The sequence below is a fragment of the Microbacterium sp. genome, from assembly GCF_031179285.1.
Taxonomy (GTDB): Bacteria; Actinomycetota; Actinomycetes; order Actinomycetales; family Microbacteriaceae; genus Microbacterium.
Genome location: NZ_JAPSHY010000006.1, coordinates 15585 through 36023 on the forward strand (window position 1 = coordinate 15585; position 20439 = coordinate 36023).

A 20439-nucleotide genomic window follows, 5' to 3' on the forward strand; every position below is an offset into this window, starting at 1 on the left:
CGGATGAGCAATTCGAACCGCCTCACCATCGCGATGGTGGGGACCCGAGGAGTGCCCGCGGCATACGGCGGCTTCGAAACCGCCATCGAAGAGGTCGGGCGCCGGCTCGCGGACCGCGGGCACGACGTCGTCGTGTACACCCGCGGTTCCGAGCGGCGTGAGAAGGAGTACCTCGGCATGAGGGTCGTCCACCTTCCCGCGGTCCCCGTGAAGCAGATCGAGACGCTGAGCCACACAGGGCTGTCGGTCCTGCACCTCATGTTCCGGCGTCGGCCGGATGCGACGTTCGTGTTCAACGCGGCGAACTCCCCTTTCCTGCCTCTGCTCCGTCTGCGCCGGGCTCCGGTCGCGCTGCACATGGACGGGCTCGAATGGCGACGGTCAAAATGGGGACCCCGAGGCAAGGCCTACTACCGTTGGGCAGAGCAGTTCGGGGTGCGCACCGCCGATGCCCTGATCGCGGATGCACCGGGAATCGCCGAGTACTACCGGCACCAGTTCGACGTCCCGACCGAGCTCATCCGCTACGGCGCCCCCATCCTCGATCAGCTCCCCGACCGTGGCGTCGCCGAGATGGAGTTGACCACGAGCGGATATCATCTCGTCGTGGCCCGGTTCGAGCCCGAGAACCACGTGCTTGAGATCGTGGAAGGTTATCGCGACAGCGACGCCAAGCTGCCACTCGTGGTCGTCGGCTCGGCTCCGTACAGCGCGGGATACACGCAGGACATCCAGCGCGTGGCCGAAGGTGACGACCGGATCCGGCTCGTCGGCGGCGTGTACGACCAGGAGCTGCTCGACGCGCTCTACGCGAATGCGCTCACGTACGTGCACGGCCACTCCGTGGGCGGAACCAACCCCTCTCTCCTGCGCGCCATGGGGGCTAGGACCACGGTCATCGGCTTCGACGTGCCGTTCAACCGCGAGGTGCTCGACGGCAATGGATGGTTCTTCTCCGACGCTGCCGATGTCGCCGCGCACGTGGTGGCGGCTGAGGCCGACCCCGTGTCGACCGCTGCCCATGCCGCCGCCGTGCAGGAGATCGCGCGCACCCGATTCCGCTGGGACGACGTCGCGGACGAATACGAAGCACTCGCGCATCGGATCTCCGAGCGTGCGACCATCCATCCCTCGGCCCGACGAGCTCGTCGACGGTCGACGGACTGGTCTCCCGCTCCCGCCGGATCGGAGGCGTCATGAGCGGCGGCGTGAAGCAGCGCACCGTCCTTCTCGTGCATCCGGGCGCCGAGCTGTTCGGTTCCGACCGCATGCTGCTGGAGAGCGCGATCGGTCTCGTCGAGGCCGGGGCACGCGTCGTCGTGGCCCTCCCGAGCTCCGGACTTCTCGTGAACGAGCTCCGCACTGCCGGCGCCGAGGTGGTCATCATCCCGATGCTCGTGCTGCGCAAGGTCCTGCTGACGCCGAGAGGGCTGCCCAAGCTCTTTCGCGACACGTTCCGCGGTCTGGGTGCCGCGTGGCGACTGATCGGTCGCGTGCGCCCCGACGTCGTCTACGTATCGACGATCATCATCCCCGAATGGCCGCTGGTCGCGCGAATGAGGGGCACGCGTTCAGTGAGCCACGTCCATGAGGCCGAGGCTTCGGGAAACAGACTCGTCAACGGCATCCTCTACTCCCCCCATCTCGCATCGCATCGCACTCTGGTGAACAGCCGCTTCAGCCTGGACACGATCCGCGCCGCGCTTCCCGCCCTCGCTCGCCGCGCACATGTGGTCTACAACGGCGTCGCATCTCCTCCGCATCCGGCCTCTCCGCGCACGCGCACCGAGGGCCCGCTGCGGGTGCTGTACGTCGGACGGCTCTCCCCCCGAAAGGGGCCCGACCTCGTGATCGAGGCCGCCTCCCGATTGCACTCCGCCGGACGCCCCGTGGACGTGACCCTCCTCGGTGCGGTCTTCGAAGGCTACGAGTGGTTCGAACGCGACCTGCGTGCGCAGGCCGCCGAATCCGGAGTCTCCGTCGACTTCGCCGGATTCCACACCGACATCTGGCCGTTCCTTGAGAAGACCGATGTGCTGCTCGTCCCCTCGCGTATCGACGAGCCTTTCGGGAACACCGCCGTCGAAGGGATACTCGCCCTGCGCCCGGTGATCGCGAGCAACAGCAGCGGCCTTCGGGAAGCAGCGGGCGGATACGGCACTGCGCAGCTCGTCGTCGCCGGCGACACGGACGCGATCGCGTCCGCGCTGACCGACATCGACACCCGCTGGGATGAGATGGTCGCTGCCGTCGCAGATAGCCGTGCCGAGGCCCTCCGCCGTCACGCTCCGGCCGTGTATCGCACGAGCATCACGACGCACGTGCTGGGCTGACGCCAACCGTCGTTCCGCGCCGTAAGCACTGCTCGCCTAGACCTGCGCGGGATCTCCGACGGTCAGCCGCTTCTTGTTCCGGACGATGTAGATCGAGAACGGGATCAGCTGGCAGACGACGAGCGCGAAGGCGACGCCGATCAGCGGTCCGGCGATTCCCAGCAGAGGGGTCAGCACGAACGAGAGCGTGAGGCCGACGGCGGCCATGCTGAGCGTGGGGATCACCTGGAAGCGGATGCCCGGCTTGTCCATGATGAACATGCCCAGCGGGTACACCGCCGCCGTCATCATGATCATCAGGCCGAAGGAGAAGATCGTGCTCGGTCGAACCGTCAGCTCGCCCTGCGTGATGAACCCGAACATCCACGGCCCTACGAGCCAGACCATCACGGTCGCGAGCCCGATGGCGACAGCGAACAGCACCGACAGGGGGAACGGTCCCCGCCGGAGGTCGCCGTCGTGGCGGCTCTTCGTGAAGTGCGGCCAGAGCGCGAGCCCGCCCGCCATCACCAGTCCGTTGAGCGCGAAGAAGACCTGCCCCGCCACACCGTACTCGGCGACTTCGGTGGGACCGCCGAGTTGCGCGATCACGTACCGTTGGGAGCCGACCGCGATCGGAAAGGTCACCATCTGCGCGAGCATCGGCCAGCCGACGTCCATCACCCGAACTCCCGGGTAGCGCCGGGGGCGCAGGACCATCCGTGCTGCCGTGGGGATCAGAGGTGACGTCGTGCGCGCCGTGATCAGTATCCCCAGCAGCGCCACGAGGATCGAGGCCGCGAAGGAAGCGATGGCCACGAAGGAATGAAGGTTCTCGCCGCCGAACGTGAGCATCAGCCAGACACCGATCATCGTCAGCGGCGAGATCAGCCCTTGGAGGAGGATCACGATGTGATTGCGGCGCTGCCCCAGCATGATCCGCCCCCAGACTCCGAGAGGAATACCGAGGCAGAAGATGGTGACGCAGTAAAAGGCGGCCAGCGAGGCGCCCGGTCGGCTGCCCGCCTCGCCGAGAGCCAGCTCCCAGGCGCCGGTGAGCACGAGGACGGTGTTGAGCGCCATCGCTGTGGCCGCGAACATGAGCAGCACCCGCCCGACCGACGTGAGCTGGTATCGCAGCTTCTCGTCCGTGGGCACGTTTTCGCTCGTCGCGACAGCGTTGACCAGCACCGCCCCACTGCCGAGGTCCGTGAACGTGAGCAGTGAGGGGATGGTCGTCAGCAGCGTGTACAGCGCGAAGCTGTCGACGCCGGCGCCGCCGATGATCATCCGGGTCGTGAGAACGCCACAGACCAGCGCGATGACCATCGTCAGCGCACGCGCGCCGACGGCGAGAAGAGAACCCATGCTTACATCGTCACCGGGGCAGAGCCCCCAGCGTCGTGCTGTTGCCGGGGAGTCGCGATACTGATGCGATATCAGACGGTACCGGAACCGCCACGGCCCCCTGCACGGCCGCGGACGCGGGCAGCAGCACATAGCCGCCGTCGACAACCGGCGCTCCCTCGACGAACTGCGAACGTCGGTCCTGGCCCGTGGCCGCCGTGAACGCGGCAAGCGTGTCGGTCACAGCCGGGTCTCTGGAGACTGATCCCTTCGACCAGGCGGAGAACCACCTGGGGGTGCCCGGAGACGTGCGGTGGTAGAGGTTGCCGTTGATGCTCGAGACCATCTGGGATCCTGTGTACTGCAGCGAGAAGTCCTGTACACAGACCAGGCAGTTACCGCCGCTCTCCGCCATGACGTTGTTCGACATCACGACGTTGCGCACGATCCAGGAGGCCTGCGGCGCGTATCGAGTACGCGGGTCGTGCCCCGGCGTGTTCGGGTCGGAGGCACGGCGGGAGTCCATCCCGATGCTGATGTTCCGATTCCCGTTGCCGACGAACGTGTTGTTCCAGATCTTCACATTGCCGGAGTTGAGCACGAACAGACCGAACTCGCCGTTGCGCGCGATGACGTTGTCAGCGACCACCGCTCGTTCGGACAATTCGACCATCACGCCGTGACCGGTGTTGCCGATCACATCGTTGCCGGTGAACGCGATGTCGAGCACGGATTCGTCGAACCACGGCCCCCGCCCGTTGTTGCCGGTGAACGCGCTGTCCGTCACCGTCACTCCGCGGGTTCGGGTGACCTTGAAGGCACCAGAGACCGGCGAGTCGTTGAAGTGCTCCACGTTGTTTCCCACGGAGAGCATCTGGGTCACCGTGAGTCCGTCCGCCTGCGATGCCCCTCCCCCGAGCAGGCCGTTGCCGATCAACGAGACGCGCGTCAGCGTCGTGCCCGGTGCCCAGGAGTAGAAGCCCGTGGTCGAGTTGTCGCGGATCGTCACGTCGGTGAGGGAGACACTGGGAGCGGCGGCGATTACCGTGCCCATCTGCGGAACGCTGGTGGCGTACCGGCGCACCCCGATTCCACGGACCTCCGTGCCTGCGGAGCGGATCGACAGAGCCTGAGTGAGCACGCTCGCCTCGACCGACTTGCCCGTCGGGTTCGTGCCGATCACAAGGCGCTTGGCGGAGTCGTCGACGAAGAAGGTGCCCTCTGCGACCTGGGATGCGGAGGCGACTTCGCGCAGCTGGACGCCGGCGACCCAAACCTGATCGGGGTGTGCGGCCATCGGGTGGGCAGGATCGACGAAGCGCCAGTCCGCCTGAGCGTTGTCCGGCGCGCCCTTGGTGTAGGTCGGGCTCGCGTCGAGAGCCGTACTCCAGCCGTCGACGTACCACGTGCTGCCCGAGGCCTTCCAGCCGGTAACCGGTTTCGCACCGTCGAGCCAGACCGACTCGTTCGGCGCCGGTTGGATGGTGACCCGCTTCTGCGCGGGCACCACGATCTCCTCATGGTAGGAGCCGCCGCGGAGGACGATCGTGCCGCCGTTCGGAACGACGCGCAGTGCGGCGGCGATCGTCTTGACTGGCGAGTTCTTGGTACCGGAGGCTCCATCGAATCCGGCGGGAGCAACGTACACGGCCCTCGCCGGGGCGTCGTAGGAGAGCGTTCCCGGGGCCTTGGCACCGGGTTCGCCACGCACTCCCTCCGGCGTCACCGGAGGAACCGGCTCGAGCTCGGACTCGGGCACCGGCGACGGGGTCGGCGGGGGAGTCGGCGTCGGAGTCGGAGTCGGCGGGAGGGATGGTGACGGGGACGGCTCAGTGGTCGGAGTCGGCGTCGGCGTCGGCTCGGTAGAGGGCTCGGGCACCGAGACCGGGGTGGTGACCGAGACGTCGTCGATACCGACCGGAACAGCGGTCTGTGCGCCTGAGGACGTGTAGAGCGCGAAAGCGTAGCCACCCTCCGCCTGGATCCGGGCGTCCGAATCGTCGGAGTACGTCACCTGCCACTCGCTCGGCTCCGCAGCACCCGATTCCCAGGCCTTTGCGGCCAACGTCACCGGGCTCGTCCCGGTGACGTTGAGCGCCACCGTCAACGTCGTGCCGCTCGTCACCGTTAGGGAAAGTCGGCGCTCGCTGAGGTGCTGGACGCGCATGAGATCGGCGAGGCGGACGACCGACACATAGGCTGAGCCATCGGGATGAACGCGCACGCGTACCCCGTAGGAGTCGGCACCAGATACCCGCACCGCCTGAGAGAGGTAGAGCGGTCCCCCGACGGGAAGCTCCGGGACGGTCAACGAGAAACGGCTGTCCACATCAGCCGCGGCGACACCGTCGACGGTCGCCCTGGCGGTGACTCCGGGCTTGCGACTCGCGAGCAGCGCCTGTTCACCCGTCACGCTCGCCGTTCCTTCCACGACCCGCCATGCACCCTTGGGAGAAGAGCCCCATCCCGAGCCGACCGTGCGATCCATGTCGTCGTCGATGACCGGAGTGTCCGTCGACGCGGCGGGCTGCGAGAGGAGCACAGCGTCGTCGGCCAGCGCCGACGTGGGAGCCACTGTCAGCAGAGCCGTGACCGCGAGTACCGCGGTCAGTGCGCCCGCGAGGAGCTTACGAGGGTGTCGACGGGGCGGAGTCGAGGTCTCGCGCGACGCGAGGTCGAGGAACGGAGTGGACACGATGTCACCGTCTTCTGGGGCAGATTGATGATCACTCAGCATCTCTGCCGCAGTTTAAACCCCGGCAGCAAAGCGCGAGTCCCCCTCGCAACTCATGAAGGATACCCCGGCTATCCGGGCAAAGACAAACGGACCCTGCGACTCACCGATATACTCCGCCTGCGGCATCCCGCGTCGCGCGGCATCGCTTCAGTCGCTGTAGTACTCGCTGCGGTGTCGGTCCGGACGGGCGCGGTTCAGGACGGTGCCGAGGATGCGCGCGCCACCGGACTCGAGCGATTTGATGCTCTTCGCGAGTGCGGCGCGTCGGGTCTTGGTCGCATCGACCACGAGGATCACGCCGTCCGTCTGGGTTGCGAAGAGGTTGGCGTCGGCCACGCTGAGGATGGGAGGCGAGTCGATCACGACGTAGTCGTACTCCGCCGCAGCGAAGTCGAGAAGTTGCGCCATTCGCGCCGAAGTGAGCAGCTCTGCCGGGTTCGGGGGGATGGTGCCTGCGGGCAGGATGTCGAGTGTGCTGTCGGCGACGCTGTGCTTGGCGACCTCAAACTCGATTTCGTCGAGCAGCACGCTCGTCAGGCCGATCGAGCCGTCGATACCGGCATGCTCATGGGCTTGCGGCCGCCGCATGTCGGCGTCGATCAGCAGCACGGAGTTTCGCAGACCGGCGAGGGTCATAGCGAGGTTCACCGACACCGTCGACTTGCCCTCTGCGGGCATGCCCGACGTCACCAGCAGCACCTTCACCTGAGAGGAGACGTTCGCATAGGCGAGTGCCGAGCGGATGCGACGAAACTCCTCCGAGGTGTGCCCCAGCGGCTCCTGAGCGACGGCGATGCCTCGCACGGCCAGCAGCGGCGACTTCGAGACGACGCCGAGCACCGGGTCACCACCCGCCTCTATAAGCGTCTCCTCGTGGCGCATACGGGTGTCGAGCACGCCGATCAGTACCGCGATCGCAAGCCCGAGTACACCACCGAGGAAGCCTCCGAGAAGGGCATCCCGCGGCTTGCTCGGTGTGAACTGGAACTCCGGCACGACCGCGTCGTCGATGACCTGAGCCGTGATCGTGGATTCGCCCTGCGGGTCCTTGGGCGCCACGTCTTTGACCACGATGATGAGTTGATCGGCCACGGCATCGGCCAACGCGGCGGCCGCCTCGGCGTCGTCGGTGATCCCCGTGATCCGCAGTGTCACGGTGCTCTGCGGGATCGTGACCTCGATGTCACGTGCGAGGGCGCGCGGAGTCGTGTCGAGGCCGAGCTCCTCGATGACGGGATCGAGCACTCGCGAACTCGTCGCGAGCTGCGCGAAGGAGAGCATTTGACTCTGCGTGTACACCGACCCCTGGTTGAGATCCGAGGCGCTGGTGCCCTGGTTGAGAGCGAAGTACAGCGACGTCGTCGCCTGGAAGAGCGGGGCCTGCAGGGAGGCGTATCCGTACGATCCCGCGGCCCCGACGACTCCGCAGAGCACGATCGCCCACCAGAACTTGCGCACCGAGCTGGCGATGACGCGCAGACTCACCCGGCTCTCGCCCATGACTCCCCATTCCCCCCTGAGACTTCGATTCTAGAGGAGTGTTCGATTCCGCGACTTCATGGTTGTGCAGGACGGTGCTCAGCACGACGCTGCAGGCGCGACGGATCGAGCGACCCCCGCCGCATCTTCGTCGGCTCCTCGCGTGCTCGGCCGAGCACGTCGGCGTCACGGGCCCACGTGATCGCGAGCCCCACGCAGAACCAGAGGAACATGCTGTACTGCGTGATCAGCGCGACCACTACGAGGCTCGGCAGCTGCCCCACGACCGCGATCGACGCCGGGCTCCTGGTCGCGCGTCGCACCGTCATGATCGCCGCGCAGACGATAGCCGCCATGATCAGCAGGGTAGGCACATAGCCGTACCGGAGCAGTGTGAGGACGAGTGCGTTGTCGACAGAGCGTGCGAAGTATCCCAGGTAGTAGTCCCCGGAGACGAGCGAATGCCAGTCCCCCGGGTTGCCGAAGAGCTGCACCTGCTGGAGGAGCACGAGCAGATCGGTCCGATAGTCCGCGCTGCCGCCGGCCTCGTCACCTGCCGCCCCGAAGACGGAGTCGATGATCGGGATCGCGATGGCGGTACCGATGATGCCGGCGACCACCAAGGACACCCGGAACCGGGTGGACACCCCGACGATCAGGAAGGTGGACAGCACGAGCGTCAGCACGAGCGTGAGCTGTCCGGCACGGCTGAACGTCAGGACCGTCGCCACGCCGATGATCACCACGCCGCCGATCTTCGGGATCAGCCGCCACTTGGTCGCCACGATGAACGCCGACGACATCGCCAGTGCCGCTCCCAGCGCGATCGAATGCCCGAAGGCCCCCTCGACCCTCAGCTGCCCTCCGCGCTCCTGCAGAGGGCTCCAGGTGTCGTGGACGACGCCTGACCCGGGGATCAGGACGAACGGGTTGAACGAGGTGAAGAATTCGCCGATGCCGAGGACCGCTGCGACGATCGCGACCACGGCGATCGTCGACGTGACCCATTCCGGGGCGATCCGCGCGAGCACGACGCGACCCCAGAGGTACGGGATCACCCATTCGAGCAGCGCTGCGACGAGCGACGGGAGATCCACTGTCCCGAAGCCGTGCAGTCCGACGATGACGATGATGAACGCCACGACCCAGGCGTCCGCGGCGCGCAGAGGGACGACCGACCAGTTGACGATGATCATCAAGGCCGTGAGCAGCGTGATCGCCGCCCAGTAGAAGCCCACGTTCACGCCAACCCAGAGCGGCACGAAGAAGAGCGCGCATGCCCAGACCACGAATGCGGTACGCGGCAGCAACCGGAGCACGAATACGACGATGGCCACTGCTGCGATTCCTCCGACGGCGAGGAGCGCGATCGGAACAGCAGTGGCCATGCGTCAGGATCTTACTGGGGCGCGGTGACGCGGAACGAATCGAACGACACGTTCAGGGGCGCCGTCGCGCTGCCCGACCGGTTGCCGCTGAGACCGACGGAACCCGCTGCCAACGGAGTCGCATCCGTCGTGTTGAGCTGCCAGTTCGCCGGCTCGGTTGTACCGGTCGCCCAGATCTTCGCCGAGATGGCGGTCGATGCCGACCCCGTGACGGAGACCTTCAGGCTGTACGACGTGTTCGCCGCCCAGACGAGTCCGGGCACGGCCTGCGTCAGCAGCACCGTCCCTTCGCGGTGGACCACGAGCCACACGGTTCCGTCAGGACGGAGCCATGCGCGGACGAAGTACTTCCCCGCGGCCGTCTGCCGCGCGATCACTCCGACGTAGGCGCCACCCGCGGCAGGAGCCTGGTCGACGCGGAACTGCGTCTCGAGGATGGCATCGCCGATCGACGTCGCGTTGAGCGTCGAGTGACGGGTGTCTCCGGCGATCAGGCTCAGCTTGCCCTGACCGTCGGCCACGCTCGCGGCCGCCTGCGAGCCGCCCGCGATAGTCCAGGCGCCACCCGTGACCGCCGTGCCCCAACCCGGGCCAGCCGTCCGGTCGAACTCGTCGCTCGCCAGCGCGGCCGGGTTGGGTTCAGGCTGCGGATCGACCGGCGGTGCCGTGACCGTGACCTGCTGGGTGGCGGTGTTGGTCGCACCCTTGTCATCGGTCACGGTGAGGGTCACCGTGTAGGTGCCCGCAGCCGTGTACGCACGAGAACTCGTCGCTCCGGTCCCCGTGGACCCGTCGCCGAAGTTCCAGGCGTAGGAAGCGATGGTGCCGTCCGAATCGGTCGATGCTCCTCCGTTGACATTGAGGGTCAGGCCCGTCGCCGTGGCCGTGAACGCTGCAGTCGGTGCGACGTTCGTGGGCTCGGGCTCGGGCTCGGGCTCCGGCTCGGGCTCCGGCGCCACCACGCCGAGGTTCTTCAACGTGTAGTCGTCGAAGCTCGCGAGGTTGGTTCCGGTCGCGCTGCCTGCACGGTACGAGAAGACGGTCGGAGCTCCGGCGACCTGCAGTGCCGGCGTCGCGTCTGTCGCGGAGAGCTGCCAGTTGGCGGGCTCAGCGGCCCCGCCTGCCCACAGCTTCGCTCGGATCGTCGTGGTTCCGGAACCGGTCGTCTCCATGGCCAGGTTGAAGCTGCTTCCTGCCGCCCATGTGAGGCCGGCCACGGCGGTGCTGGCGATGGCCGTTCCGTTGCGGTGGATCACGAGCCACGTGGTCCCGTCCGCGCGGTGCCATGCGAGTGCGCGGTAGCCGTTCGAACCGGAGCGACGTGCACCGAGCCCTTCGTAGGCGACACCCGTCGACGGGCCGGAGGCCAGCATGTAGGTGATCCGTGCCGATGTGTCGAGGAGCGACGTGCCCTGCAGCAGCATCTCGCGGGTCTCACCCGGCGTGAGGTTCACCTTGCCGACTCCCCCTGCGACGGAGGTGACGGCGGCCGAACCGCTCATGGGAGCCCAGGTGCCGCCGACATCCGCCGCGCCCCAGCCGCTCGAGACGACGCGACCGAACGAGTCGGACGCTGCGAACACCTGTGCTTGGACGGTCACAGACTTCGTGACGCTCGCCGAGCCGCCGAGGCTGTCGGTGACCGTGAGGGTGATGTCATGCGCGCCCGGCTGGGTGTAGGTGTGACCAGCGGTCGCACCGGTGCCTGCAGGTGTGCCATCGCCCCAGTTCCAGGAGTACGACATGGTCGCGCCATCGGACGCGCTCGACCCTGCGGCCGAGACGTCGACGTTCATCCCCGACGCCGTCGAGGTGAAGGTCGCGACCGGGTTCGAGTGGGTCGTGACGGCCTCTCGCGTGGTCGTCGCCGTGCCACCGCGGTTGTCGGTGACGGTCAGAGTCACCGTGCGCGCGCCCGCCGAGGCGTACACGTGGCTGGCCACCTGGCCGGTCGAGGTGGATCCGTCGCCCCAGTTCCAGTCGTACGAAGCGATCGCGCCGTCGGAGTCGACGGAGGCGGAGGCGTCGGCCGAGACCGAGAGTCCGGTCGCCGCCACTTCGAAAGATGCCGTCGGCAGCACGTTCGGCGCCTGGACCACGACCTGTTTCTCGGTCGTCGTGGCCAGCCCATTGCTGTCCGTGACAGTAAGACGGGCGTTATAGGTTCCGGTCTCCTCGTAGGTGTGCGACGCCGTCACGCCGGTGGTGCTGGGAGAGTCGTCACCGAAGTCCCAGCGATAGCCCGCGATGGTGGCCGAGCCAGCCGGCGCGGAGGCGCTGGCGTCGAACGCCACGTCCAAGTCGGTCGCGGTCGCCGTGAAGGAGGCGGTAGGAGGCTGGAAGCCCTTGCCGATGCCGTAGTGCGTCTGCACCTGCGTCTGCGTGAGCGCGTAGGGGTACACAGCGACCTCGTCGAGCGCTCCCTTGAAGTATTTGGAACTCGGCGCCGAAGGCCAGCTGGCGAGGTTATCACCTCCGATGCGCCAGTACCCGAGGTAGCTCTCCGCATTCGTGGCGTCCGCGGACGACGCCACGAGTGTGCCGTCGATGTAAAGTTTCATCCCTTCGGAGCTCTGGGTCGCCACCGCATGGTGCCACGCATTGTTGTTGAGCGCCGTACTGTTCTGGATCGTCTGCGTCGACCCGTTGTAAGTGCCGAAGACGAGTCGGCCGTTGTTCGTCATGTAGAGGTGCCGGTCGTAGCTGGTGGAGTCGCCCGACGCCGCAGTCCCGTAGCCGATCAGCTTGCCACCGGTGGTCGTGTTCGTCTTGAACCACAACTCGGTCGAGAACTCCGTCGGAGCAGCGACCTTCTTAGTCGTCGCCACTCGGCCGGAGCTTGTTCCGGTGAAGGTCGAGGCGCCGGTCGCGGTGTTCTCCACGCCGGTTGACGATGTCGTGACGCCGGATCCGAACACCGGGGTGTTTGAGCCCGCCCAGTCCTGGGCGGCGCTGCCGAGCGGGTAGTACAGCTGGGCTCCGTCAGCGGTCACTGCGTCGACATATGAAGAGACCGCTCCTGCCGTCACCGTCACGGTCATCGGCTGGCTGGTCACCGCGTTCCCACTGCCGTCTTTCGCGACGATCGTGTATTGCTGCTGCGTCCCCGGAGGGGCCGTCCTGTCTTCCAGGCTGACGGCGGGCCGATCCCACCACGTGCCTCTCGCAGAGACCGCGGCCACCGGAGCTGTCGTGCCGGTACGTCGCAGTTCGTACGTGAGCGTGAGGTCGTCCCGGTCCCAGTTCGCGGGGATCGATACTCGCACTCGCCCCGGGATGAACGACTGTGCGGTGCCACTCCAGTTCGCAGTGGGCACTCGAGGGCCGTCCTTAGCCCCCCCGGGAGGGTTCGTCGAGAAGCGCACGAGTCCCTCGAAGCGACCGTTGTTCACGGATCGGAACTCGCCCCCGATCGAGATCATGCTGCCGGTACCGGTGATGGAGAGTCCGGCCTGGCCCATGCCCGTCGTCACGCCGACGGCCCAGTCGGGCGTCCAGGCGTAGGGGGAGGGCGCAGGCGTGCCCGCCCAGTTCTTGTAGGTGCCACCGGCCGCGGGCTGGTTGCCGAGGGATCCGCGAGCATCGGCCGTGTACGCCTCGGAGTACCGGTGCGTGCGCGGGTTCTGCTCGGGGTGCAGGCTCATCGTCCCGCAGGCGTGGGTGTGGCTCGTCGTGTAGACGACCTTGCCGGTCGAGTAGACGCCGTAGTGGTCGCCGAGGCAGTCGGCGATCCAGCGGACCTGTCCGGTTCCGGCTTCTGCGGCGAACGTGCCCTCCAGGTTTCCCGTGGCGGCGTCGGCGTAGACCCAGCCGGTACCGTAGACGGCGGTGGAGTCGGCGGCGAGGCCGAAGATGCCCGCCTTGCCCGAGTTGGCCCCCGTGTTCGAGCCGTTCTTGACCGTCTGCGGCAGCGCCCAAGACGAGTCCACGGCGCCGGTCGTCTTGTCCAGCGCGGCCGTGCCGCGCATGGTCAGATCGCCGTTCACCTGCGAGAAGCGACCGCCGGCGATGACGTTCTGCCCCGCGGGATCCATGACCATCGCGTCGACCTGGAGGTCTGTCTGGGGCGCCCAGCTCAGCAGTGCACCGTTGGTGGCGCTGAACGCGGCGAGGTTCTTGCGCGCGGTGCCGTTGCCCTGGGTGAACAGACCACCCACGTAAACACTCGACCCCGACGTGGCGAGGGCGTAGACGCCGCTGCCACCGATCGACGGCGAGAACCCGGGGACGAGCTGGCCGGTCACGGCGTCCAGGGCGGCGAAGTTCCAGCGCGTCTGGCCGTTGACCGAGTTGAACGAGCCGCCGATGTAGATACGACTCCCGTCCGGCGAGGCGGCGACGGCCTTGATCACACCGTTCACCTGCGGCGCAAACGAGAGCAGCTGACCCGAATTGATGTCATAGGCGAGCACGTTGGAACGGGCGGTCAGGCTCGTGCCGGGTGCGGCCAGGGGCGCACGGGCGTTGTCGAACTTGCCCACTGCGTACACCGTCGACCCGATCATCGCCTGCGCCCAGACGTAGCCGTTGTCGATCTGCACCGTCGGAATCGGGTCAGACGTGACGACGTCGTCGTCGCGCTGCAGCAGAGGCGGTGGGGTAGACGGGACGTCTGCCGACGCCGCCTGCGCGCCCATTGTCGTCATGCTTGCGACGAGCAACGCCGCCGTCACGACAGACGCAAGCGCGCTCAACGCCCGCCTCGTGGTCGATGTGTTCCCCATAGTGACTCCCCAGCCGCCAGTCTTCTTGTTTTGAAATCAGTTAGTGAAATGAACAACAGAGTTGGTGCAACGAACAACAGAGTTGATGCAACGAAAACAGAAAGTGATACGAGAAAGTGCGTGCGCGTCAGGAGAGCCGGCCGGCGAAGGTCGCCACCGGCTCCCCTGCGGCGTAGTTGACGCTGATCTTCACGGAGCGCCCCTCCGTCGGATCGAGCATGAAGACGTAGGTTCCCGTGGCCTTCGCGCCGGCGGCGAGCTCGCCTTGCAAAGGCTCGTTCGGACCGGCGGTGGTGGCTACCCCGATGTCGCCGTCGTCTGTGACGAGGCTGATGACCGCGGAATCGACGCTCTGCGCACGCTGTGAATCGTTGACCACGGAGAGCGTGACGATGACCGCGGAACCCGCGTACTCGCCAGGCGTCTCGGGCTTGATCGTGGTGGTCGAGATCTTGTCGATCGTGACGACCACGTCGGTGGAGAGAGTGATCGGAGCGTCGAGCGCGCCGTTCTCCTCTATGAGGGCGGCGCTCTCGGTGGGACCTTCGGTCTCGGTGTCGGCGGGCGGCGTCCAGTCAGTGGTGCTGGTGCCCTCAGGCGTCGGCCCCTCGGATGCGTCTGGCGCTGCCGTGCAGCCGGCCGTCATGAGTGCGAGCGCCACCAATGGCGCGACGAGCATCGCGCGTCGTGAGCGCGAAGCGCCGTCCCCAGAACGGCATGATGAAACATTGAACACTGTAGCTCCCCAGAACCACGATTCCCCGTTCCCAAAGCCCCCTCGGCTTCGGGTCCCCTTCAACCGCAGAACGCGGCGTCGGCTAATCGTAGTGCGAGGAACGGGAAACCACAAGTGTCCCGCTCAAGATGAATGACGGCGATGACCCCGTAGCTGAGCGAGGATGGTGCCGACAGCGGTCTCCACCTCGTCGACCGTCTCGAGGTGACCCCGGCTTCCGTGGCGATCGGCGATGCTCGTCGGGTCGACGGCCGTGCGACCTCCGAAGAGATGCCGCAGGCGGGCGCCGACACCTGTCGGCGAGGTCAGCGGAACGGCTCGCGAACGTGCCCGATCGAGGTGCGCGACATACTCAGCCACCCGATCCGGCGCAGACGAGGAAAACTCCTCACCAAGGTGGGCGGCTTCCTTGATGGTGAACATCCAGTCGCGGGAGCGCGGTGCCAGTCGCACCAGCTCACCCCGAATGTCGCGCGATGCCGTGAGCACGATGCTCGCCTGCTCGATCTGCTCGACGGTCACTTGTCTCGCACGGTGCGCCTGCGCGTGCACCTGCCATTCGTCGTCGTCATGGAGCGACGCCACCACGGAGCAGATCGCGTCGCCCGCGTTCGCTCTGACGCCGGCGCTGCTCACCGAGAGCCGGGATTCTGCACCGAGCCCACGCCTCAGCGCGAGCTCGGCCAACGGCGACCGGCAGACGTTGGCGGCGCACACGACCAGAATCTTCTCGTCGGTCATGCGGACCCACCGAGCCTTCCGATCTCGCGGAACCACTTCACCGCGGCGAGAGACAGAAACAGGACCGCGGCGATGCAGAGCGCGCCGTAGCCGATGAGGAACGCCGGGGTCCACCCCCACAGGACGAACACGAGGCACACGAGACCGAAGTCCGTCGGCAGCAGGATGAGGGAGCGCACCAGGGTCCCTCCCCCGCGCTCATGGGTCGACGCCACCGCATGCTTGCCCTTGAGCAGGTCGTTGAGGAGCATCCCCGAGAAGGTCGTCGTGGCGACGATGCTGAACACGATGGGGATCAGCAGCAGCAGAGGCGTCTCCGGAAGCACGCGGTAGAGCCCGATCAGCACGGCCAGGTGGAGCGAGGCGATCTTGAGCGTATCGATGAAGTGATCGAGCCACTCGCCCTGAGGGCTTCCGCCACCACGCAGACGTGCGACCTGCCCGTCCGCGGAGTCCCAGGCGTAGCCGAGCACCAGCAGGAGCGCGATCAGAAGGCCCATGGGCACGTGCACCGGACCGAACGCGAGGAGTCCGATCGCGACGAAGGAATGCACGGCGCTGATGATCGACACCTGGTTCGGGGTGAGCCCGATCCGGTATGCGACGGCGGCGAGCACCCTCCCGATACGGCGGTTGACGTACACCGAGTACGCGGGCGCCCCACGGGCGTGCCCCTTCTGCGCACGCGAGAGGCGATGGTAGGCGTCTACGACCATTTCCTGCCCTTCTGGACCGGTTCGTGATTCCGCGCGATCCGACGAGCCTCGCGTACCCCGCGAAGGTAGGCCCGGATCGGCGCGGCCGACTGGAGCAGCTGTCGACGGCCACCTCGGAGGATGACCTCCCTGGCCGTGCGCGGAATAGACCGGCGCCAGCGCTGCACGGCCGCGTCGTCGAGATGGCGCACGGCGTACAGCATCCGGTTTCGGATGTTGTAATAGTAGTAGCCCTCGGATTTCGCCCGGGAGGTCTCCGGCTCCGCGCGCTGCGTTCCGCCCTCGTCGTGCACGGCCCTGGCGTCTTCGACGAGCATCAGGGAACCGCCCCCGGAGACCACACGGCGCGAGAAATCGACATCTTCCCAATACAGGAAGTAGTCGTCGTCGAAACCGCCGGCGAGCTCCCACACCTCGCGTGTGATCCACAGGCACGCGCCGCTCAGCCACGGCTCGAACGGCTGGGTGTCACCGGCGACGCGCTTGCGGCGAGCGCGCATCGTGCCGTCGTCGAGCAGAAGGTCGATTCCGGCGAACCAGGTTCTCCCGTCGGAGTCGGTGATGACCGGGGCGGCGAGGGTCGTGCGCGAGGTTTCGGTGGCGGAAGCGAGTCGGCCGAGCGAATCGCGGTCGATGTACGCATCCGGGTTGATGACGAGGACGTCGGTCGCTCCCTCGGCGAGCGCGCGCGTCACACCGATGTTGACGCCGCCGCCGAAGCCCGAGTTCGATTCCGGCTCGATCAGCAGCCAGTCGTGCGCGTCAGCGACCTCTCTGGCGGCGCGACGTTCATCGGCGTTCGACCAGTTGTCGACCACGATGACGAGGGCGTCCTGGTCGATCACTCGCGCTTCGCGCTCGACCGTCACCAGGTTGCGCTGCAGGAGCCGTGCCGAGGCGTAGTTGACCACGACCACGGCAAACCGTCCGTGCACGATTGACACGCGATCCTCCCCCCCGGATCCGGATCACGGACCACCTCGGGTCGTCGGTCGAATTCCCCAGAGTCGCGACCGACGTCGACTCCCAGGACAACGACTATACGCGAGAGCAGGCTCCGGATGCCGGTCTCAGGGGTTCACGATACGATGAGCCGGCGCCGGAGTCGAGGCGCGCGACTGCCATGGGGATGGGGCGGATGACCAGGGGACCGGATTCGAGCGACACGATCGCTGTGACGATCGGCGTACCCACGTACCGGCGACCGGAGCTTCTGGAGGCTCTGCTGCGGACGCTCCCCGCGCGCATCGCCGAGTGCGTCGACCTGGGCATCACGGTGGACGTGCTGGTCGTCGACAACGATCCAGCGGGCTCGGCCCGAGAAGTGGCCACAGGAGCAGATCTCCCTGTCCGCTACGTCGTCGAGGCCGAAGCCGGAATCGCCGCCGCTCGCAACCGCATCCTGGACGAATGCGCCGATCGCGATCTCGTGGCCTTCATCGACGACGACGAGATCCCCCGGGAGGCCTGGCTCTCCTCGCTCATCTCGGTCTGGCGGGATCACGGCGCCGACGCGGTGATGGGACGCGTGATCTCGGTCTTCGACGAGGACGTCGATCCCTGGCTGCTCGCATCGGGAACGTTCCGGCGACCGCCCAGGCAGACGGGCACCGTGCTGCAGGTGGCCGCAGCGGGCAACCTGCTGCTCGACCTCCGGTCCATCCGGCGGCTCGGCCTGCGCTTCGATCCGTCCCTCGGGTTGGGTGGCGGGGAGGACACGCTCTTCTCACGACAGCTCGCCCGACTCGGCGGCCTGATCGTGTGGTGCAACGAGTCGGAGACCGAAGACCTCGTCGTCGCCGCACGCCTGAGCCGGTCCTGGGCGGCGCAGCGCGCGTTCAGCTCCGCGAACGCCGGCACCCGCATCCAGCTGCAGCTGGCCGAGGGGAAAGTCCGTCGTGGCGTCCTGCGTCTGCAGGCCCTGGTGGGCGGCGTCGCTCGGATCGTCGTCGGCGGCCTGCGGAGGGCCTTCGGAGCCCTGACCTCGAACATCACCCACCACGCCAGAGGGACCCGCCTCGTGCACCGCGGCCGCGGCACGATCGCCGCCTCCCTCGGCCGTCGCTACGACGAGTACCGTCGCCCATCGGAGGATGACACGACCATGACCGATCCCGGATCGACCGTCCGCGTGATGCAGTCGCTGGGCGCTCCGCGTCCGACGACGAACCCGTACAACAAGATGCTCGACGAGGCGCTGGGCTCCACAGAGGGCCTCACGCGTCTGCGCTTCTCCTGGGGCACCGCGCTGTTCGGGCGCTACGACGTCTTCCACTGGCACTGGCCGGAGGCGAAGCTGCACGGCTCGACCTGGTGGAAGTCCACGGGCAAGTTCCTCCTCACCGCAGCGCTCGTGTTCCGGCACCGCCTGTCCCGTCGGATCGCCGTGGTGCGCACCGTGCACAACATCGAGCTCCCCGACGACAACGCGCCGCGACTGTGGCTGCTGAGGTTCATCGATCGCCACACCGACTACCGAATCGTCATCAACGAGACGACTCCGCTCGCACCCGGCACACCCCACAGCCTGATCCTGCACGGCGACTACCGCGGCTGGTACGCGAAGTTCCCCTGGGCGGAGCGCGTGCCAGGGCAGCTCGGGTCGTTCGGGGGAGTCCGCCGCTACAAGGGGCTGGAAGGATTCATCGACGCCTACGCAGAAGCCGTCACGGTCGAACCCGCGTTGAGCCTGCGGATCGGCGGACGCCCATCCACCCCCGAGCTCGGAGACGATCTCCGGGCGCGCACGGCAGACCTCCCCGGCGTCCGACTGCACCTCGACTTCCTGAGCGACGCGGAGCTCGTCCAGCTCGCGACGTCTTCCGACCTCATCGTGCTGGCGTACCGCTTCATGCACAACTCGGGCAGCGTCCTCGCCGCACTGTCGATGGACCGTCCGGTACTCGTCCCCCGCAACGAGGCGAATGAGGCTCTCGGACGCGAGGTCGGCCAGGAGTGGGTGCTCATGTACGACGGCGATCTCGACGCGCCGACGGTCGTCGAGGCGTGGCGTGCCGCGACCACGCTGACGGGCTCGCCCGACCTCTCCCGTCGCGACTGGGCCGACGCCGGCCGCGCGCACGCCGAGGCTTTCCGCGCGGCTGTGCAGGTCAAACGACGCGGCTCGAAGCACTAGAGCACGCCGGCCGCCCCGGGCCCGTCCTCATGCCGCGGGCAGCAGCCCGCGCACCAGAGATGCCACCATGATCTGCGTCGTGAAGTGTCGCTCCACCTCGATCCGGCCGTTCTGTCCGAGTTCGGCGGCGTGTTCCCGGTCATCAAGCAGTCGGAGCAGTGCGAGCGCGAGCGCAGCGGGATCCTCGGGCGGGACGAGGTGGCCGGTGCGCCCCTCGCTCACGTACTGGTGCATGCCCGGCGTGTCCGTGACGACGACCGGACGGGCGGTGGCGAGTGCCTCGAGCGCGACGGTCATCCCGGAGGCATGCAGGTTCGGCCTGGTCGGCACGACGACCACACTCGCGGTCGCATAGAGGTCGCGGAGCTCCGCGTGCGGCACGTGCCGGACGACCTGCACGCCCTGCGGCGGGGCGAGATCCGACCGGGTCTGCACCACCGCTTCGGTTCCCGGGCGGGCGGAGAGCAGGCGCGCGAGCGCCGCGTAGAGGGTGACGGGATCGCGATCCCTGTCGTTCCCCACACTCACGATGCGCGGCCGCGCCGGATAGGGCTTCGGGACGAAGAATGCGCTGTCGACGCCGAACGGCACCGCGAACACCCGTGTCGATCCTCGCCCCAGCACCTTTCGGAGTGGCTCGACCTGCGCCTCGCTGAGCACCCACGCTGCTTCCGCTCGCTTCAGCATCGCGACCAGTCGAGTCGGCACGTCCCCGCCCTGGATCATGTCCGTGAGCCAGATCACCCCGGTGGCGAATCGGGTCCGGGGATGGGTCGTCTGCATCCGATAGGCCGTGTTCTCATCCCAGGTGAGCGCGAGGCCATCGACGGGCCGCGGCCCCATCGCCAATCGCGCGCGAACCCGAGCGACGCGGCCCGGCGGCGCGAGATCGATCAGATCGACGGCGGCATGATCGCGCAAGGCGTCGAGGCCGTAGGGCCAGATGCTCGGCACCTCTCCCCTGGCGTGATTCCGCTCCCAGGCGCGCGCCGACTGTTCGGCACGATGCGCCCAGGTGAGACTCAGGGAGGAACCACCCTCGGAGGCCACGAGCCAACTATGGACCTCCCCGCGCCCCGTCGCAAGAGAAAGGATCGCGGAGATATCCCGAAGCGGATCCCCC

Annotated in this window: 13 protein-coding genes; 3 read left to right on the forward strand and 10 right to left on the reverse strand. The window is 67.5% G+C overall.

Annotated features, from left to right (window positions below):
• The first annotated feature begins 3 nt into the window (after positions 1 to 3).
• Together RIN18_RS05410 and RIN18_RS05415 are read left to right on the forward strand one after the other, a co-directional pair.
• Positions 4 to 1200, forward strand: coding sequence for a glycosyltransferase (locus RIN18_RS05410; RefSeq protein ID WP_309102932.1), 1197 nt, complete (start codon positions 4 to 6; stop codon positions 1198 to 1200).
• 8 nt (positions 1201 to 1208) lie between these two features.
• Complete coding sequence (locus RIN18_RS05415) at positions 1209 to 2333, forward strand: glycosyltransferase (protein WP_309102933.1); 1125 nt, start codon at positions 1209 to 1211, stop codon at positions 2331 to 2333.
• 36 nt (positions 2334 to 2369) lie between these two features.
• Here RIN18_RS05415 and RIN18_RS05420 read toward each other — a convergent pair whose 3' ends face one another.
• The 9 genes from RIN18_RS05420 to RIN18_RS05460 form a co-directional block, all read right to left on the reverse strand.
• Positions 2370 to 3680: a hypothetical protein gene (locus RIN18_RS05420; protein ID WP_309102934.1), complete on the reverse strand. Its 1311-nt coding sequence runs from the start codon at positions 3678 to 3680 to the stop codon at positions 2370 to 2372.
• Between the two features lie 10 nt (positions 3681 to 3690).
• The gene (locus RIN18_RS05425; protein ID WP_309102935.1) at positions 3691 to 6354 is read right to left on the reverse strand and encodes a right-handed parallel beta-helix repeat-containing protein; all 2664 of its coding nucleotides are present in this window, start codon (positions 6352 to 6354) and stop codon (positions 3691 to 3693) included.
• 189 nt (positions 6355 to 6543) lie between these two features.
• Entirely contained in the window at positions 6544 to 7896 is a 1353-nt protein-coding gene (locus RIN18_RS05430) for a polysaccharide biosynthesis tyrosine autokinase (protein WP_309102936.1), read from the reverse strand.
• 56 nt (positions 7897 to 7952) lie between these two features.
• Positions 7953 to 9263, reverse strand: coding sequence for a hypothetical protein (locus tag RIN18_RS05435; protein WP_309102937.1), 1311 nt, complete (start codon positions 9261 to 9263; stop codon positions 7953 to 7955).
• Between the two features lie 11 nt (positions 9264 to 9274).
• Positions 9275 to 13900, reverse strand: a complete 4626-nt coding sequence (locus RIN18_RS05440; RefSeq protein ID WP_309102938.1) for a PKD domain-containing protein — start codon at positions 13898 to 13900, stop codon at positions 9275 to 9277.
• Between the two features lie 214 nt (positions 13901 to 14114).
• Positions 14115 to 14666, reverse strand: a complete 552-nt coding sequence (locus RIN18_RS05445) for a DUF4352 domain-containing protein (protein ID WP_309102939.1) — start codon at positions 14664 to 14666, stop codon at positions 14115 to 14117.
• A gap of 180 nt (positions 14667 to 14846) precedes the next feature.
• Positions 14847 to 15464: a hypothetical protein gene (locus tag RIN18_RS05450; protein WP_309102940.1), complete on the reverse strand. Its 618-nt coding sequence runs from the start codon at positions 15462 to 15464 to the stop codon at positions 14847 to 14849.
• Positions 15461 to 16180 (reverse strand): CDP-alcohol phosphatidyltransferase family protein, encoded by a 720-nt coding sequence (locus tag RIN18_RS05455; protein ID WP_309102941.1) that lies wholly within the window; start codon positions 16178 to 16180, stop codon positions 15461 to 15463. Before RIN18_RS05455 ends, RIN18_RS05450 begins: the two co-directional genes overlap by 4 nt.
• Positions 16171 to 17124 carry a glycosyltransferase family 2 protein gene (locus tag RIN18_RS05460; protein ID WP_309102942.1) on the reverse strand — a complete coding sequence of 318 codons (954 nt, stop codon included), beginning with the start codon at positions 17122 to 17124 and terminating at the stop codon, positions 16171 to 16173. Before RIN18_RS05460 ends, RIN18_RS05455 begins: the two co-directional genes overlap by 10 nt.
• 194 nt (positions 17125 to 17318) lie before the next feature.
• Here RIN18_RS05460 and RIN18_RS05465 point away from each other — a divergent pair, with 194 nt between their 5' ends.
• Positions 17319 to 19316 (forward strand): glycosyltransferase, encoded by a 1998-nt coding sequence (locus tag RIN18_RS05465; protein ID WP_309102943.1) that lies wholly within the window; start codon positions 17319 to 17321, stop codon positions 19314 to 19316.
• 27 nt (positions 19317 to 19343) lie between these two features.
• On the opposite strand, the gene RIN18_RS05470 is transcribed toward RIN18_RS05465, so the two are convergent.
• Positions 19344 to 20366 (reverse strand): glycosyltransferase family 4 protein, encoded by a 1023-nt coding sequence (locus RIN18_RS05470; RefSeq protein WP_309102944.1) that lies wholly within the window; start codon positions 20364 to 20366, stop codon positions 19344 to 19346.
• Between the last annotated feature and the right edge of the window lie 73 nt (positions 20367 to 20439).